At 61.9% G+C, this 17973-nt stretch carries 16 protein-coding genes; 10 read left to right on the top strand and 6 right to left on the bottom strand.

The features are described 5' to 3' along the window. Positions 1-21: 21 nt before the first annotated feature. Positions 22-2199, top strand: a complete 2178-nt coding sequence (locus tag ACTJK9_RS06900; RefSeq protein WP_221398227.1) for a malate synthase G — start codon at positions 22-24, stop codon at positions 2197-2199. A gap of 68 nt (positions 2200-2267) precedes the next feature. Here ACTJK9_RS06900 and ACTJK9_RS06895 read toward each other — a convergent pair whose 3' ends face one another. Then, entirely contained in the window at positions 2268-2678 is a 411-nt protein-coding gene (locus ACTJK9_RS06895; RefSeq protein ID WP_085612963.1) for a hypothetical protein, read from the bottom strand. A gap of 152 nt (positions 2679-2830) precedes the next feature. Beyond that, complete coding sequence (locus ACTJK9_RS06890) at positions 2831-3277, bottom strand: response regulator (RefSeq protein ID WP_064599912.1); 447 nt, start codon at positions 3275-3277, stop codon at positions 2831-2833. 253 nt (positions 3278-3530) lie between these two features. Between ACTJK9_RS06890 and ACTJK9_RS06885 the strand changes: the two genes are divergently transcribed. The 8 genes from ACTJK9_RS06885 (at position 3531) to ACTJK9_RS06850 (ending at position 12607) form a co-directional block, all read left to right on the top strand. Then, complete coding sequence (locus ACTJK9_RS06885; protein WP_440813050.1) at positions 3531-5471, top strand: putative nucleotidyltransferase substrate binding domain-containing protein; 1941 nt, start codon at positions 3531-3533, stop codon at positions 5469-5471. Next, positions 5468-6175, top strand: a complete 708-nt coding sequence (locus ACTJK9_RS06880) for a 3'-5' exonuclease (protein WP_085612965.1) — start codon at positions 5468-5470, stop codon at positions 6173-6175. Before ACTJK9_RS06885 ends, ACTJK9_RS06880 begins: the two co-directional genes overlap by 4 nt. A gap of 110 nt (positions 6176-6285) precedes the next feature. Continuing rightward, complete coding sequence (locus tag ACTJK9_RS06875; protein ID WP_039768032.1) at positions 6286-6804, top strand: RNA polymerase sigma factor; 519 nt, start codon at positions 6286-6288, stop codon at positions 6802-6804. Then, positions 6801-7772 (top strand): FecR family protein, encoded by a 972-nt coding sequence (locus ACTJK9_RS06870; RefSeq protein WP_440813047.1) that lies wholly within the window; start codon positions 6801-6803, stop codon positions 7770-7772. Before ACTJK9_RS06875 ends, ACTJK9_RS06870 begins: the two co-directional genes overlap by 4 nt. 178 nt (positions 7773-7950) lie before the next feature. Further along, positions 7951-10377, top strand: coding sequence for a TonB-dependent siderophore receptor (locus tag ACTJK9_RS06865; RefSeq protein WP_440813044.1), 2427 nt, complete (start codon positions 7951-7953; stop codon positions 10375-10377). 73 nt (positions 10378-10450) lie between these two features. Next, complete coding sequence (locus ACTJK9_RS06860; RefSeq protein WP_085612968.1) at positions 10451-11581, top strand: PepSY-associated TM helix domain-containing protein; 1131 nt, start codon at positions 10451-10453, stop codon at positions 11579-11581. Then, positions 11578-11757 (top strand): hypothetical protein, encoded by a 180-nt coding sequence (locus ACTJK9_RS06855; protein WP_011336259.1) that lies wholly within the window; start codon positions 11578-11580, stop codon positions 11755-11757. Before ACTJK9_RS06860 ends, ACTJK9_RS06855 begins: the two co-directional genes overlap by 4 nt. A gap of 220 nt (positions 11758-11977) precedes the next feature. Further along, positions 11978-12607 (top strand): glutathione S-transferase, encoded by a 630-nt coding sequence (locus ACTJK9_RS06850; RefSeq protein ID WP_440813040.1) that lies wholly within the window; start codon positions 11978-11980, stop codon positions 12605-12607. Positions 12608-12694: 87 nt separating this feature from the next. On the opposite strand, the gene creD is transcribed toward ACTJK9_RS06850, so the two are convergent. Further along, a complete protein-coding gene (gene creD / locus ACTJK9_RS06845) occupies positions 12695-14065 on the bottom strand; it encodes a cell envelope integrity protein CreD (protein WP_085612970.1) in 1371 nt (456 codons plus the stop codon). 165 nt (positions 14066-14230) lie between these two features. Between creD and ACTJK9_RS06840 the strand changes: the two genes are divergently transcribed. Then, the gene (locus ACTJK9_RS06840) at positions 14231-15241 is read left to right on the top strand and encodes an acyltransferase family protein (protein ID WP_440813038.1); all 1011 of its coding nucleotides are present in this window, start codon (positions 14231-14233) and stop codon (positions 15239-15241) included. Between the two features lie 24 nt (positions 15242-15265). Here the strand turns inward: ACTJK9_RS06840 and creC are convergent, their stop codons facing one another. The 3 genes from creC to rloA2 all read right to left on the bottom strand — a co-directional run bounded on the left by creC (position 15266) and on the right by rloA2 (position 17941). Then, positions 15266-16684 (bottom strand): two-component system sensor histidine kinase CreC, encoded by a 1419-nt coding sequence (gene creC, locus ACTJK9_RS06835; protein ID WP_440813035.1) that lies wholly within the window; start codon positions 16682-16684, stop codon positions 15266-15268. Beyond that, positions 16684-17364, bottom strand: a complete 681-nt coding sequence (creB, locus tag ACTJK9_RS06830) for a two-component system response regulator CreB (RefSeq protein WP_007959816.1) — start codon at positions 17362-17364, stop codon at positions 16684-16686. The genes creC and creB overlap by 1 nt, the downstream gene beginning before the upstream one ends. Before the next feature lie 73 nt (positions 17365-17437). Next, entirely contained in the window at positions 17438-17941 is a 504-nt protein-coding gene (rloA2, locus tag ACTJK9_RS06825; protein WP_064599935.1) for a retropepsin-like aspartic peptidase RloA2, read from the bottom strand. Between the last annotated feature and the right edge of the window lie 32 nt (positions 17942-17973).

Below are 17973 nucleotides of genomic sequence, written 5' to 3'. Positions count from 1 at the left end.
CTGAGCAGAGTGAGGCAAGCAATGACTGAACACGTTCAAGTCGGTGGCCTGCAGGTCGCCAAAGTCCTGTTCGACTTCGTGAACAACGAAGCCATTCCCGGTACCGGCCTCACCGCCGACAAATTCTGGGAAGGTGCCGACAAGGTCATTCACGACCTGGCGCCGAAGAACAAAGCCCTACTCGCCAAACGCGATGACTTCCAGGCTCGTATCGATGGCTGGCACCAGAGCCGTGCCGGTCAGCCCCACGACGCCGTGGCCTATAAAGCCTTCCTGCAAGAGATCGGTTATCTGCTGCCAGAAGCGGCTGATTTCCAGGCAACGACGCAAAACGTCGATGACGAAATCGCCCGTACCGCCGGCCCGCAACTCGTGGTGCCGGTGATGAACGCCCGCTTCGCCCTCAACGCCTCGAACGCCCGCTGGGGTTCGCTGTACGACGCCCTGTATGGCACCGATGCCATCAGCGAAGCCGGCGGCGCGGAAAAAGGCAAAGGCTACAACAAGGTGCGTGGCGACAAAGTCATCGCCTTCGCCCGTGCATTTCTCGACGAAGCCGCGCCACTGGCGACCGGCTCCCACGTCGATTCCACCGGCTACAAGATCGCTGACGGCAAACTGGTCGTCACCCTCAAGGGCGGCAGCACCAGCGGCCTGCGCAACGACGCACAGCTGATCGGTTTCCAGGGCGACGCCAATGCGCCGATCGCGATTCTGCTGAAAAACAACGGCCTGCATTTCGAGATCCAGATCGACGCCAGCACCCCGGTCGGCCAGACCGATGCCGCCGGCGTCAAAGACATCCTGATGGAAGCGGCCCTGACCACCATCATGGACTGCGAAGACTCCGTGGCTGCTGTCGATGCCGACGATAAAGTGGTGATCTACCGCAACTGGCTCGGCCTGATGAAGGGCGATCTGGCGGAATCCGTGTCCAAGGGCGGCCAGACCTTCACCCGCACCATGAACCCGGATCGTACCTACACCAAGGTCGACGGCAGCGAACTGACCCTGCACGGCCGCTCGCTGCTGTTCGTGCGCAACGTCGGCCACCTGATGACCATCGACGCGATCCTCGACAAGCACGGCAACGAAGTGCCGGAAGGCATCCTCGACGGTCTGGTGACTTGCCTCGCGGCGATGCACAACCTGAACGGCAACACTTCGCGCAAGAACACCCGCACCGGTTCCGTGTACATCGTCAAACCGAAGATGCACGGCCCGGAAGAAGCGGCGTTCACCAACGAGCTGTTCGGTCGCATCGAAGACGTGCTGGGCCTCAAACGCAATACCCTGAAAGTCGGGATCATGGACGAGGAGCGCCGCACCACGGTCAACCTCAAGGCCTGCATCCAGGCTGCCAGCGAGCGCGTGGTGTTCATCAACACCGGTTTCCTCGACCGCACCGGCGACGAAATCCACACCTCCATGGAAGCCGGCCCGGTGGTTCGCAAGGCTGACATGAAGGCCGAGAAGTGGATCGGTGCCTACGAGAACTGGAACGTCGATATCGGCCTGAGCACCGGCCTGCAAGGTCGTGCGCAAATCGGTAAAGGCATGTGGGCGATGCCCGACCTGATGGCGGCGATGCTCGAACAGAAAATCGCTCACCCGATGGCCGGCGCCAACACCGCCTGGGTTCCGTCGCCGACCGCCGCTGCGCTGCACGCGCTGCACTACCACAAGGTCGACGTGTTCGCCCGTCAGGCCGAGCTGGCCAAACGTGCCCGCGCTTCGGTCGATGACATCCTGACCATCCCGCTGGCGGTCAACCCGAACTGGACCCCGGATCAGATCAAGAACGAGCTGGACAACAACGCCCAGGGCATTCTCGGTTACGTGGTGCGCTGGATCGATCAGGGCGTGGGCTGCTCGAAAGTGCCGGACATCAACGACGTCGGCCTGATGGAAGACCGTGCAACGCTGCGTATCTCCAGCCAGCACATCGCCAACTGGCTGCGTCACGGTGTGGTCACCGAAGCGCAAGTGATGGAAAGCCTCAAGCGCATGGCGCCGGTGGTGGACCGTCAGAACGCCAACGACCCGCTGTACCGCCCGCTAGCCCCGAACTTCGACAGCAACATCGCCTTCCAGGCGGCAGTCGAACTGGTGATCGAGGGCACCAAACAGCCGAACGGTTACACCGAGCCGGTTCTGCACCGTCGTCGTCGCGAGTTCAAGGCTGCCAACGGCCTGTAACCTTCGCGGATGCCGGACATGAAAAAGCCCTGATCTTTTGGTCAGGGCTTTTTTGTTTGTGATAAACATCAATCGGACGAAGCCGTATAGCTGCCGGAGATTTTGACAATCGGAACACTGTCCGAAAACGTTACGTTCTCCAGCGTACCGTGATGTTTGAAGTCCCCACCGAACGGAGGACGCTCGACGATTACCGTGAGCTTGCCACTTTTCGGACCGAAATGTTCAGTACCTTCGGGATCACGATAGTCCAGCCGTTGACCGGGCTGCGCTGCGTAATCTATGGTGTGCGTACCGTCAGGCAGAGCAGAGCCGTATTGGACAAAGACACTTTCAGGCCATTCACCATTGAGCGTTGCATACGATAGATAGGCGATGCCGTCTTCCACTTCAAACTTGCGTGGCGGCTCATCCCCTACATAAACCAGAAAAGTACCTGTTACGGTCACTTTCGGCGATGCGGAATCCTGGGTACTCATGACAAACTCCTTTAACCGGGTTTTAGGCGCTGACTGATTGTCAGCCCTGGAGCGCTCAGTTAACGGAGTTTCGGAAGTGTATGGCTACTGTCAGAACTGACAGTTGACAATGATTTCAGATCAACGGCAATACCAAAACGAACATAGCCGATTCAGGGCTCGATCCCCAGTTCATGTCTGACGAGACCGAGCAACTTGGCGGTATCGATCGGTTTGAGCAGGAAATCCACCACACTCAAATGCATCGCCGCGATCGCGTCCTTCACGTCGGCATCGCCCGAAACAATGATGATCGGCATCGCCGCCCGTACCGATTCACGCACCTGACGAATCAGGTCCAGCCCATCGACATTGCCCATCCGCAGATCGGTGATCACCAGGCCGATGGAGGGCCTTTCCTCGAGCATCTTCAGCGCGGACTCACCGCTGGCCGCGGTCATGCAACGAATACCGTCCAACCCGAGAATCTCCGACAACAGCTCCCGGGCGTCCTTGTCGTCATCGACGATCAATACGCGCTGCGGTGGCAGATCGGGTTCGAGCATTACAGCGCTGAGCGCTTCGCGCTCGGCGTCGCTCAAAATATCGTGGTCGGACATGGCGTTCTCTACGTTTTCAATTCGATCCCCTGGCACAGTGGTCAGACATCGCTGGGCAGAGCTTCAATGTGCACTTCGTCGGATTTTTTTCCAAGGGGCGAACCGAAGAATTTCCGACTGATTTTGTAGGGCATATCCGAAAATTCCCCAACGGCATGCCCAACCTAGACTTACGTCCAATGGGCACCCCGCGCGATGGGGTCGACCATGGCTGCAACGATCCGACAACAACAATTCGAAAAAGACTGCGGTAATGGTTATGAGTAAAGCGGACGCCTTCACCCAGGCAGGGAAAACCGCGGTGTTGCAGAACATTCAGGGCACTTTGCAATTCCTCCAGCGCTTCCCCCCTTTCAATCAAATGGAACACGCCCACCTGGCCTACCTGGTGGAGCAATGCCAGCTGCGCTTCTACGGTCAGGGCGAAAGCATCATCAAACCCGCCGACGGGCCGGTCGAACACTTCTATATCGTCAAGCAGGGCCGAGTGGTCGGCGAGCGTCCGCACACGGCCAAGGGCGGCACCGAAACCACGTTTGAAATCACCACCGGCGAGTGTTTTCCCCTCGCTGCGCTGCTCGGCGAACGGGCGACCCGCACCGAACACCTGGCCGGCGAAGACACCTTCTGCCTGCAACTGAACAAACTGGCGTTCATCAAGCTGTTCGCCCTTTCCAGCACCTTCCGCGACTTCGCCCTGCGCGGAGTCAGCAGCCTGCTGGATCAGGTCAATCAGCAAGTCCAGCAGAAAGCCGTGGAAACCCTCGGCACCCAATACTCGCTGAACACCCGTCTCGGCGAATTGGCCATGCGCCATCCGGTGACCTGCAACCCCTCCACCCCACTGCGCGAAGCGGTGAAGCTGATGCACGAACAGCAGGTCGGCAGCATCGTCGCGGTGGACGAGCAAAAGGCACCGCTGGGGATTTTCACCCTGCGCGACCTGCGCCATGTCGTGGCGGAAGGAGTTGGCGACTTCAGCGAGCCGATCGAGCGTCACATGACCCGCTCGCCGTTCCATCTGTCGCCGGATCACAGCGCCTTCGACGCGGCGATTGCCATGACCGAGCGGCATATCGCCCACGTGTGTCTGGTCAAGGATCGACGCCTGTGCGGCGTGGTTTCCGAACGGGATCTGTTCTCGCTGCAACGGGTCGATCTGGTGCACCTGGCGCGGACCATTCGCAGCGCCCAACGGGTCGAACAGCTGGTGACCCTGCGCGGCGAGATCGGCCAACTGGTGGAGCGCATGCTGGCTCACGGTGCCTCGTCGACCCAGATCACCCACATCATCACCCTGCTCAACGATCACACCGTGTGCCGGGTAATCGAACTGACCCTTGCCGAAAAAGGCGACCCCGGCGTACCGTTCAGTTGGCTGTGCTTCGGCAGCGAAGGCCGGCGCGAGCAGACTCTGCACACCGATCAGGACAACGGCATTCTGTTCGACGCGCGGGATGCGGCCCATGCGGCGGAGATTCGCGGCAAGCTGCTGCCCATCGCCCAGCAGATCAATACCAGCCTGGCGCAATGCGGTTTCACCCTGTGCAAGGGCAACGTCATGGCCGGCAATCCGCAGCTGTGCCTGTCCCGCGCCGAATGGGCCCGACGCTTTGCCGCGTTCATTCGCGAGGCGACGCCGGAGAACCTGTTGGGCTCCAGCATCTATTTCGACCTGCGCGTGGTCTGGGGTGATGAACAGGGCTGCGAGCAATTGCGCCGCGGGATTCTCGATCAGGTCGGCGACAATCGTCTGTTCCAGCGAATGATGGCCGAGAACGCCTTGCGCAACCGTCCGCCGGTTGGGCGATTCCGTGAGTTCGTGCTGACCCGCAAGAACGGCGAGAAAGCCACGCTTGACCTGAAAATCCAGGGCCTGACCCCCTTTGTCGACGGCGCACGTTTGCTCGCACTGGCCCATGGCATCGACGCCAACAACACCCTCGAACGCTTTCGCCAACTGGTGGATAAAGAAGTCATCGACCGGCTGGATGGCGCCGCGTACGAAGAGGCCTATCACTTCATCCAGCAGACGCGCATGCAGCAGCATCAACTGCAGACCCGGGAAAACCTGCCGTACTCGAACCGGGTCGATCCCGACAGCCTCAATCATCTGGACCGGCGCATCCTGCGTGAATCCCTGCGCCAGGCCCAGCGCCTGCAAAGCAGCCTGACCTTGCGGTATCAGCTATGAGCCTGTTTTCGTGGCTGCGCCCGGCCAGCCCCGTTGTGCCGCACGACCTGCAACAACGCCTGACGAAACTCCCGGCCATCGGCGAGCTGCGCGAGTGCAGTCTGCGCGAACAGCGTTGGGTGGTGCTGGATCTGGAAACCACCGGGCTGAACCTGAACAAGGACCGGGTGCTGTCGATCGGCGCGGTGGTGATCGAGGACGGAGCGATCGACTTCAGTCAGCAGTTCGAACGCACCCTGCAATGCCGCGAGCTGAAACTCGGCCCGAGCGTGTTGATTCACGGTCTGGCACCGAGCGCGATTGCCGCCGGCAGCGAGCCCACCGAAGCCCTGGTCGAGCTGCTGGAGTTTATCGGCGACAGTCCGGTGCTGGCGTTTCACGCCTCCTTCGACCAGCACATGCTCGGCCGCGCATTGAAGGAACATCTGGGGCACAAGTTGCAGACGGTGTTCCTCGATGTGGCGCAGATCGCCCCGCTGGTTTGCCCCCAGGCGCACATTCGCGAGGCGGGGCTGGACGAGTGGATCGACTGGTTCAAGCTCGAAGTGTTCGAACGTCACCATGCGAGCGCCGATGCTCTGGCCACGGCGGAACTGGCGCTGATCCTGTTCAGCCGGGCACGCCAGCAGCAGATCCACAGTCCGCTGAATCTGCAGCAACGCCTGAGTCAGTGGAAACGCCGCCAGCAGACGCATTCGTTCTGAATCCGGGTTGTCGCCCGACAACCCGACCGGTGGCCAATTGCTAACCATTCCCACCTCTGCCACAATCGCGAACAATTCTCGTTAGTTAACACTTCCCAGTCGGTGTCGTCGTGTCTTCAGCCCAAAGCCCTCACAGTGAGCTCGTCGGTGCGTTGTATCGCGACCACCGCGGCTGGCTGCTGGCTTGGCTGCGGCGCAACGTGGCTTGCCCGCAACGCGCCGAAGACCTGAGCCAGGACACCTTCGTCCGCCTGCTCGGCCGCGACGAGTTGCTGACACCCCGCGAACCCCGGGCGTTTCTGGTAGCGATCGCCAAAGGGTTGCTGTTCGACTACTTCCGCAGGGCCGCGCTGGAACAGGCGTATCTGACCGAACTGATGCTGATCCCCGAGGGCGAACAGCCCTCGGTCGAAGAGCAGCAACTGATCCTCGAAGACCTCAAGGCCATCGACCGCATGCTCGGCAAGCTGTCGACCAAGGCCCGCGCCGCTTTCCTCTATAACCGCCTCGATGGCCTGACCCACGCCGAGATCGCCGACAAACTCGGCGTGTCGGTCCCGCGCGTACGCCAGTATCTGGCCCAGGGTATCCGCCAGTGCTACATCGCGCTGTACGGTGAGCCAACATGAGCCCGGCCAGTTCTAGACCGGTCCCGGCCCATGTGCTGGACGCGGCGATTGCCTGGCAATTGACCCTCGATTCCAGCACCCCACTGGAGCGCGAAGAGTTCGCCAAGTGGCACGCGGCCAACGAAGAACACGCCCGCGCCTGGCGCCAGTTGGGCATGCTCGACCAGCGTTTCAGCGTGGCCAAGGGCCCGGCACGCACCGCGTTGCTGCAATCGCGCGAAGGTATCCGCCGCCGGGTGCGCAAGCTGGGCAGCGGGCTGGCCAGTGTCGTGGCGGTGGTCGGGCTGGCGTTGTTTGCCGGCGAACGTTATCTGCCGCTGGATTACTGGCTCGCCGATCAACGCACCGCCACCGGCGAACAGCGCACCGTGCGCCTGGCCGACGGCACCGTACTCAACCTCAATACCCACAGCGCGGTGGATGTCCGTTTCGATGAAAAACAACGCCTGATCGTGTTGCAGGAAGGCGAAATCCTTGTCGAAACCGGTCACGGCGATGCGCGGCCATTCATCGTCGAAACCGCCGAGGGCAGCATGCGCGCCCTGGGCACGCGGTTTCTGGTCAAGCGCGAAGACGCCGGCACGCGCCTGAGCGTTCTGCGGTCGGCGGTGGCGGCGCATCCGCAATCCGATCCGCAGGAACAGATCCTGCGCGAAGGCCAGCAAGTGCTGATCCGCCACAACGGTCTGGATTCGGTGGTGGCGCTCAACCCCGGCGCCGATGCCTGGACCCGCGGCATGCTGGTGGTGGACAACGCGCGCCTGGAAGACCTGGTGCATGAACTCGGTCGCTATCGTCGCGGCCATCTGGGCATTGCGCCGGAAGTCGCCGACCTGCGCATCACCGGCAGCTTCCCGCTGCACGACACCGACAAGGCGCTGAACGCCCTGCTGCCGACCCTGCCGGTGCAGATCGAGCAGCACACCCCATGGTGGGTGACCGTGGCCAAGGCTGATCCGAAGCCCTGACATTCAGCGCTGCCTGCTCGCGACAGGCCACCTGCCACACCCCTGAAAACGGACTTTCTGCTGACTTGCGCAGCCATGTCGTTCGTTAATCGAAATTATTTTCATCCAGCCCTATCACTTTTCGAATCTCGTCCGGCACACAGGCAATTGAGAAATATTTCCATTCAGGAGCCGCCGTATGTCCCGTTCGCTAGACACCTTGTTGCGCCCCAGTTTGCTGGCGGTCGCCATTGCCCTCTGCACCCCGCTGGCCAGCAGCCAACTGATCGCCGCTGAACAGGCATCGAGTGTGCGCGCCTACAACCTGCCGGCGGCTCCGTTGTCGACCACCCTGAACCAGATCGCCAGCCAGGGCGGCCTGACGCTGTCGCTGAACCCGTCGCTGGCGGCGGGCAAGACTTCGGCGCCGGTCACCGGCCAATATGACGCGGCCGGCGCCCTGCGCGCGGCGCTGCGTGGCACCGGCCTGCAACTGGAACAGAGCGGCTCTGGCACCTACACCCTGGTCGCCGTGCCGGAAGGCGCGATGGCCCTGCCGGAAACCTCGGTGATCGGCGTGGAAAACTTCGAAAGCGCCTGGGGCCCGGTCGAAGGCTACACCGCCACGCGCACCGCCGCCGGCACCAAGACCGACATCGCGCTGGTCGAAGCGCCGCGTTCGATTTCGGTCGCCACGCGCCAGCAAATGGAAGACCGAGGCGTGCACAGCCTTGATGACGCCGTGCGCTACATGCCGGGCATCACCGCCAGCAGCTACGGCAGCGACACTCGCGCCGACTGGCTGCGCGTGCGCGGCTTCGAACCGACCCAGTTCCTCGACGGCCTGCCCCTGCCAAAAGGCGTGTACGCCAACCCGAAACAGGAAACCTGGAACCTCGACCGCCTCGCCCTGCTGCGCGGCCCGGCCTCGTCGGTGTACGGCCAGACCCCGCCGGGCGGCCTGCTCGACATGGTCAGCCGTCGTCCGAGCGATGTGCAGAGCAGCGAAATCCAGTTGCAGTACGGCAGCGACAACCACCGCCAGATCAACTTCGCCAGCACCGGCAAGATCGACGACGCCGGCCAGTTTCTCTACGGCCTCAGCGGTGTGGTACGTGACAGCGGCACGCAGATCGACCACGTCGACAACAAGCGCTACAACATCGCGCCGAGCCTGACCTGGAACATCGACGACGACACAAAATTCACCCTGCTGACCCAGTTCACCCGCGACGATACCGGCATCACCAGCCAGTTCCTGCCGGTGCAGGGCACCAAGATCGACATGCCGTTCGGCAAGGTTTCCCATCACAAGAACCTCGGCGATCCGGACTGGGAATACTACGACCGCACCTACTACGCGCTGGGCTATGCCTTCGAACATCGCCTGAACGATACCTGGCAGTTCAAGCAGAACCTGCGTTACACCAAGTCGGATCTGTCGTTCCAGGGCATCACCGTCGGCTCGTATCCGTTCACTCAAGTGGACAATGACGGCAACGTCGGCCGTACCACGACCATCGTCGACGAGGACATCAGCCAGTTCGCCGTGGACAACAACTTCCAGGCCGACTTCGCCACCGGCGACATCCGCCACACCCTGTTGCTGGGCCTGGATCACCAGCGCAGCAACACCAACTACACCTCGATTTTCGGCAGCGCACCGGAGATCAATGTGAACAACCCGATCCATGGTCAGCCGATCGTGCGCCCGGCGCGTTCCACCGCCTTCTATGACTACAACCAGAAGACCTACCAGACCGGCCTCTACGTCCAGGACCAAATGGCCCTGGACCAATGGCGCCTGACCCTGGGCGGTCGTGAAGACTGGGTGCACACCAGCACTCAATTCATCAACAAGGGCGACGCCACCAACACCCAGCGCGACAAGGCGTTCAGCGGTAACGCGGCGATCAGCTATGTCTTCGACTCCGGTTTCGTGCCGTACCTGTCCTACGCCGAATCGTTCCAGCCGACCACTGGCGCCGACGCCTCGTCGACCGAATCGCTCAAACCCACCGAAGGCAAGCAGTGGGAACTGGGCATCAAGTACCAGCCACCGGGCAGCAAGACCCTGCTGACTGCGGCCGTGTATGACCTGACCCAGAAAAACGTCTCGGTCAGCTCGTTCGTCAACGGCGTATCGATCACCAGCCAGACCGGTGAAGTCAAAGTCAAAGGCCTGGAGCTGGAAGCCGTCTCCGACGTTACCGACAACCTGAAGGTCATCGCCGCGTACACCCTGGCCAAGTCCGAAGTGCAGAACGGCGCCGACAAGGGCAACCGCCTGCAACTGATGCCGAACCAGCAAGCGTCGCTGTGGGCCGATTACACCTGGCACAGCGGCGTGCTCGACGGCTTCGGCATCGGCGCCGGCGCGCGCTACACCGGCAACACCTACGGCGACAAAGCCAATACCTGGCTGGGCAAGGCAGACGCCTACACCGTGTTCGACGCCGCCGTGCATTACGACCTCGGTCGTCTGGACAACAGCCTCAAAGGCGCGTCGCTGGCACTCAACGCCACCAACCTGCTGGACAAGGATTACATTTCCACCTGCGACAGCTTCTACTGCTACTACGGCGACCAGCGCAGCGTCGTCGCCAGCGCCACTTACAAGTGGTAAGCGCCTGAGCTGAACAGGCCCTGCAACCAGGCCGTCCCTCGTGGACGGCTTGGGTGTTTTTGAAGGTCATGAAATGAAAAGTAAAACAATTCGCCGCTGGTCCTTCGTCCACACCTGGACCAGCCTGATCTGCACCGTGTTTTTGCTGCTGCTGGCCCTGACCGGCCTGCCGCTGATTTTCCATCACGAGATCGACCACCTGCTGGGCGATGCGCCCGAGTTGCGGGTGATGCCGGCGGACACGCCGCATCTGAACCTGGCGCAACTGGTCGAAGCGGCGGAGAAGCATCGGCCCGGCGAGGTCGTGCAGTACTTCGGTTTCGAAGACGACGAACCGAATGCCGTGCTGACGATCATGGCCAGGACCGCCGGCACCGAACCCAACTCCTCGCACACCTTCATGCTGGATGCGCGCACCGGCGAAGCACTGGAAATGCCGTCGGCCAACGGTGGGCTGATGCTGTTCATCCTGCGCCTGCACGTCGACATGTTCGCCGGTCTGCCGGGCAAGCTGCTGCTGGCGTTCATGGGTTTGCTGTTCGTGGTCGCGATCGTGTCCGGCACGGTGTTGTACCTGCCGTTCATGCGCCGCTTGAAGTTCGGCACCGTGCGCCAGGACAAATCCACCCGCCTGCGCTGGCTCGACCTGCATAACCTGATCGGCGTGGTGACCCTGACCTGGGCGCTGGTGGTCGGCGTGACCGGTGTCATCAGCGCCTGCGCCGATCTGCTGATCGCCGCGTGGCGGGCCGAAGCCCTGACGACCCTGATCGCGCCCTACCGCGATGCCCCGCCCCTGACGCAACTGGCCCCGGCCACCCATGTGCTGGAAATTGCCAGTGACGTCACACCGGGGATGAAACCGGACTTCATCGCCTTCCCCGGCACGCGCTTCTCCAGCGAGCACCATTACTCGGTGTTCATGAAGGGCGGCACCCACCTGACCTCGCACCTGCTGACCCCGGTGCTGATCGACGCCAGCACCCTGCAAGTCACGGCGGTGGCAGAGCGACCGTGGTACATGGACGCCATGGGCATGTCGCAGCCGCTGCACTTTGGTGACTACGGCGGCATGCCGATGAAAATCCTCTGGGCCACGCTGGACGTGCTGACCATCATCGTCCTCGCCAGCGGCGTGTACCTGTGGGTGGTGCGGCGCAAGGCCGCGAAACCGGTGTTGGAAACGGCGGAGGCCGCTGCATGAAGCCGCGTCAGTCGAATTTCTGGAAAGTCTTCAGCACGCCGCTGGTGATCGCGCTGCTGAGTGCGGCGGGCCTGTTCGCGGCGCTGCTGGGCGACGGGATCTGGGATGGCCTGAGCTGGGTGGGTCTGGGCATTCCGGCCACCATTGCTCTGCGCGGATTGCTGCAACGTCGCTGAGATTTGCATTGGCTGGACTGGCCTCTTCGTCGGATCGCCGCCCGGGGCAAGCCTGTTCCCACAGGGTTCGCGGTGTTCACGGGATCGGTGAACACCCGAGAACGTGTGGGAGCGGGCTTGCCCGCGAAGGCGTCTGCAAAGACGCTATCAAACTCTCGCCAGCCACGCCGGAACTTACTAGGCTACGCCTTTGCACTTTGAAGACTGCCGAGGAATGCCCATGTCCGCTCCCAGCATGACCCTGTTCCACAACACCCTGTCCCCGTTCGTGCGCAAAGTCATGGTGCTGTTGCACGAGACCGGCCAGCAGGATCGCGTCGCGCTGCAGGATTGCGTGCTCAGCCCTGTCAGCCCGGACGCCGCCCTCAACGAAGACAACCCGCTGGGCAAGATCCCGGCCCTGCGCCTGGCCGACGGCAATGTCATCCATGACAGCCGGGTGATCCTCGATTACCTCGACCACCAGCACGTCGGCAACCCGCTGATTCCCCGCGACGGCTCGGCTCGCTGGCGGCGCCTGACCCTGGCCTCGATGGCCGACGGGATCATGGACGCCTCGGTCATGGTGCGTTACGAGCAGGCCCTGCGCGCCCCGGAAAAACACTGGGACGAATGGCTCGACGCCCAGCGCGAGAAGATCCGCCGCGCCCTCGCCCTGCTGGAACGCGACGCGATTGCCGAACTGACCTGCCATTTCGACGTCGCTTCGATCAGCGTGGCCTGTGCGCTGGGTTATCTCGACCTGCGCTTCCCGGATCTGGGCTGGCGTGAAGCCAATCCGCAACTGGCCAACTGGTTCTTTGAAGTGAGCCAGCGGCCGTCGATGATTGCGACGATGCCGAAGGTTTGATGTGCCGGGCGGGAGGCAGCGAGGCAAAGATCAGCGTCATCAACACCTCGGCCTCCCGCTGCTCCTCACGCAACCCCACGAACCGGCTCATTGCACCGCTCCGATATCGAATTCCAGCGGTTTGGCCGGTTTCTGCCCGATCCCGTACCAGTCCAGATTGCGGGTCAGCACCATGAACACACCGAGCAGACCGAACAGCAGCAGCGAGCCCATCAGCAGCGCGTAATCCTCGGCGCTCAGCAGGCCGTAGAGCAAGCCGTACAACGCCGCCAGCCCCGCCGAAAAACTCAAGCCATGCCGCACGCTGCGCAGCACATGGCAGACGTAGAACCCGATCAACAGCACACAACCGCTGGCCGACAACAGATACGCCAAGGCAAAACCGATGTGCTCCGACAACGACAGCAGCAACAGATAAAAGAACGCCAGCGCCACACCCACCAGCGCGTATTGCACCGGGTGCACCGCCAGGCTTTTCAGCACTTCGAACAGGAAGAAACCGGCGAACGTCAGGACGATGAACAGCAGCGCATATTTGATCGCCCGGTCACTCTTCAGATACTGATCCACCGGATCGATGAAGCTCACGCCGAAACTGCGCCCGTTGAACGCCTCGCAATCATTGCCCGACACGCAGCGGCTCATCGCTTCTTGCAAATTGGTGGAGAAAAACGAGGTCTGCCAGTCAGCGGTAAAACCCAGATCGTTGATCTCGCGTTTGGCCGGCAGGAAGTTACCGATGAAGCTTGGGTGCGGCCAGTTGGCGGCGAGGTTTACCCGGCTGGTTTTGCCCACCGGCAGCACCTGCAACGAACCGGTGCCTTGCAGGCGCAAGTCGAAACCGAAGGCCAGTTCCGTGGTCTTGCTGGTGTCCAGCGCCGGCAGCGTCACTCGCACACCCTCGCCCAGCCAGCCAACCTGAGTACCGGGCACGAAGTCCAGGCGTTGCGCGCCCAGTTCCAGCTTCAGCGCGTTTTCAATCCCGCGAATGTCACTGATACCGACCGCCAGGAACGGCGCTTCGAAGCTGTAATCGGCAAAATCCTCCTTGATCCCCAACTGCGCCGGCAGCGAGAAATGCCCACTGATGCGGTTGTCGGCATGGAACAGCCGCGCCTCGTAAATGCCCCGGGCACGCAGCTCGGTCTGCACCTGGCCGTCGAGCTCAAAACGCTCCGGGAGGAAATACAGGCGTCCACGTTCTTCGCCGATTTCCTGGTAACGCTCATCGCTTTTCTCTTTGGTTTTCCAGGTGCGCACCACTTTGCGATACGGCACAACCATCACCGGCCCGCTGAGTTGCTGGCTGAAGCTTGAGCTTCTGGCAATGTCTTCCAGCACACCGTCGCGCAGTTGCTGGCGATCGTCGATGATGCCGTCAATCATCAACAGCGGCACCAGCAATACCAGGATCAGCAGGGCAATGGCCCCGAGTTTGAATGTCAGATTTCGGTTCATCGGAACGCTCCCTTGTTGGAATGGAGCGAGTCTGCAAACGCTGTATGGATTTGTTATGGAGGTTGTGTGGGCTTTACGTGGAAATACCTGTAAAACGCTGTTCCACGGGAGCCGCCACCCGACTTTTCCGGCACCGGCGGACAAATGGAACAAAGGACTATTGGATTGCGTAACAACTCTTTCGATCTGATCAGGCACGTGGCCGCGTTATTGGTGCTGGTCAGCCACCACTTCGCCCTGAGCGGTTTGCAGGAGCCGGGCATTTCTGGCTACAACTCACTGGGTGGCATTGCGGTCATTGCCTTCTTTTCGATTTCCGGCTTGCTGATTACCCACAGTTTCCTCAATGCCAAGGGCCTCGCTGACTATCTGGGCAAACGTGTCGCGCGGATCTTTCCGGCGCTGATCGTTTGCGCCTTCCTCATGACGTTTGTGGCCGGCGCGCTGTTTGCCGAGGGCTATGTGACGAGCCCCGCCGTCCTGATCGACTTCCTGCGTATCTCGCTGTTCGGTCGGGCGAGCATCGAGCCAGTCACTGACGGGTTTATCTTCAGTGAATCCTTCAACGGCAGCCTCTGGACACTGAAAATCGAATTCGCTTTTTATCTGTTGGTCGCGGTGGTGCTGAGTCTGCACCGACGGGCGGCAGCAGCGGGTGCGATGCTTGCGCTGTTCTGCGTGGCGACCTTTGTACTGGGCAACAGTCCGGCTACCGCACTGACTCAGAAACTGGCGGTGTATGGATGTGCCGGTATCGCGTTTTTTGCCGGATCGCTGCTGGCCTTCTACAAGCAATTGCTGGGCGACAGACGCCGATTGGCAATCATGCTAGTGGCCTGTATCGGGATTGCTTCGCTGGCGATCGGGACACCGGTGGCCGGCGTGGTCGTCACCCTGAGCATCTGCCTGGCCACCCTGAGTGTGGGCCTGCTCTACGTCGATCGCACCATCCGGGGTCGATTCGACCTGTCCTACGGCATCTACCTGTATGCGTTTCCCGTACAGCAGTTGGTGATCAACAAGACATCACTGACGTTCGTGCCCTCCATGCTGCTGTCGGCGCTGATCGTGATCGTGCTGGCCATCGCCTCCTGGCACTGGGTCGAGCGACCGGCGCTGCAATGGGCGCATCGCCGAAACAAGGCTCGAATCAACGAAGCGGCAACGCCGTCCTGAGCGGGCGAAGGATTACCGGGCTAATCACGGCAGGTGCAATTGCACCTGCACGCCCCCTGCGAGGTTCTCGATGCGCAGAGAACCACCGTGCAGCTTGATCACCTCCTCGACGAAGTTCAGCCCAAGCCCCGTGCTTTTGCGCCCGCTGTCAGGACGCGGCAATGAATAAAAGCGCTCGGTCAGACGCATCAGCGCGTAATCGGGGATGGGCGCGGCCTCGTTGAACAGGCGAAACACAATCTCGTCGCCAACCCGCTCTGCATCAAATCGCAGCAAGCCCTTGGGTGGCGTGAAATCCAGCGCGTTTTCCAGCAGATTGCCCAAGGCCTGGCGCAGCAGAAACGGCTCGCCGAGCAATGCCAGATCGGCGGGGATGGCCCGTTCGATTCTCAGTTGCCGCCCTTCAATCCGTGCGGCCTGTGCCTGCAAAACTTCATCGACCAACGCCGCGAGCGGTACGGCGACACGTTCTTCCAGGTCCTGACGCTGCTCCACCTGAGCCAGATCGAGCAGGCGCTCGATCAACTGCTGCATCCGGGCACTTTCACTGTCGATGTTGCCGACAAAGCGTAATCGCTGATCCGCCGGCATCTCGCCCTGCAACAACTCGGCGGCACCGCGAATCGCCGCCAGCGGGCTCTTCAATTCATGGGTCAGGGTGTGCACATAACGTTCGACGTAGGCCTTGCCTTCGAGCTGGGTACGCATCTGTTCCACGGCGGTCGCCAACTGCTCCAGCTCGCCGCCGCGATAGTGCGGCACCGCCACCCGACGGCCCTCGCTCACGGCCTGGGCGTACACGGTCAAGCGGTGCAGCGCGCGGCTCAGCCACCACGACAGCACGGCGCCCAGCAGCAGGCCGAGGCCGATCAATCCGGCGCCGTAACCGAGCAAGCGCCGTTCGGTGCGATCGACATAGGGTTGCAGTGAACTGTTGGGTTTGGCCACGGTGACCACGCCGATGATCGCGCCGTTGTCGCGGATCGGCGCACCGACGTGCATCACCGAGGAGTTCGGGTCATTCGGGTCACTGCGGCTGGAGCGTGCGCCGTATTCGCCGCGCAGGGTCAGGTAGACGTCGTTCCAGCGCGAGTAGTCCTGGCCGACCGCGCTACCACTGGAGTCCAACACCACAATGCCCTTGGCGTCAGTGACGTAGATGCGGTGGTTGACCTGGTTTTTCGCCAGGCCCCAGATCGTCGCCTTCGGCTGGCGCTCGCCATAGGCACGGAGCAATTCGGGCCAGCGATTCTGGTTGAGGGTCCCGGCCTTGAAATCGTCCCGCAGGATTTCCGCCATCAGGTTGGCGGTGTCGACCAGGGTTTCTTCGGTGGACTGGCGCACGCCGGGGCGGATTTCTTCCATCACGGTGTTGAGCACGAAATACCCGGTCAGGCCGATAAACAGCACGTACACCAGGAAAATCCGCAGCCCCAGCGACATCAGCTGTGCCCCGGACTGTAGCTGTAGCCGAGGCCGCGATGGGTCTGGATCGGCTCGGCCTCGGCGCGCACCAGGCGCAATTTGGCGCGTACGCTTTTGATATGGCTGTCGATGCTGCGCTCGTAACCGGCATCCGCCGCCACGCCCAGCGCATCGAGCAATTGCTCGCGGCTGAACACCCGCTCGGGTTGTTCGAGCAGGCATTGCAGTAGCCGGAATTCGTGGCGGGTCAGGCTCAGGGGCTGGCCGCGATAGCTGATCTGTACGCGCTCGGGATCGATGCGAAACAGCGCCGAGGACGCCTCAATGACCGGACGTGGCGCCATGCGCTTGAGAATCGCCCGGACCCGCGCCGCCACTTCCCGTGGGCTGAACGGTTTGACCACATAATCATCGGCACCGATTTCCAGGCCCACCACCCGGTCGATCTCGGCGTTGCGCGCGCTGAGGAACAGCACCGGTACCTCGCTGAAGCGACGCAATTGCTTGCAGGTTTCGAAGCCGCTGATGTCCGGCAGGCCGATGTCGAGGATGATCAGATCCGCCGGGGTCTGGCGCTGATGCTCCAGCGCTGCCGCGCCCAGGCTCAGCCAGGTCGTGGTGAAGCCCTCGCCCTGCAAGGCAAAAATCAGCGTGTCGGCAATCGCCGCTTCGTCTTCGACAATCAGGATATGAGGCATGGCGTCCGAGCCTGTGGGTTAAGTGCGCGAACGGTGCCCCAAGCCCGGCGTTACGTCAATGAGACCACTTGTTTCAGCAATCAGGTTTGTCGGCGGTGAAGCGCCGAGCCGGGTTCACCGCCGCGCCGAACTCGCGCAGGGCCTTGGCACCGATCAGCAACGGGTAGTTGAAGTTGCTGCGGTCGGTCAGGTTGACCTCCACGGTACGCTTGACGTCGCCCAGGCACAGCTCCAGATCGACCACCGGGCGCTTGGCCACTTCGGTGCTTTCGCCCTCGTCTTCTTCATCCGAGCGACTCTTGATCTTGCTGATCCGCGCGACCTTGTGTTCGTACACCTTGTTGCTGGCGTCCTTGGTGGCCAAGCGGAAACGCACCCAGTCTTCGCCGTCACGGGTGAAGGTCTCGATGTCCTTGGCCGAGAGCGAGGCGGTCAGCGCGCCGGTGTCCATCTTGGCCTTGAGCACTTCACCGCCGATTTCCGGCAGCGCGATGTATTCGTAACGACCGTACAGGGTCGGTTCGGCGGCGAGCACCGGCAGGGCGACGAGGGAAAGCAGTGCAAGGAGGGATTTCACGTAAGGGGCTTCCTTGGGAAATGGGGGCGTCA

Origin of the sequence: Pseudomonas sp. 22082, from assembly GCF_052046055.1 — a bacterium.
Taxonomy (GTDB): Bacteria; Pseudomonadota; Gammaproteobacteria; order Pseudomonadales; family Pseudomonadaceae; genus Aquipseudomonas; species Aquipseudomonas pharyngis.
The sequence above is the reverse complement of the archived record's forward strand: the minus strand, read 5'-3'. Positions and strand labels throughout refer to the sequence as shown.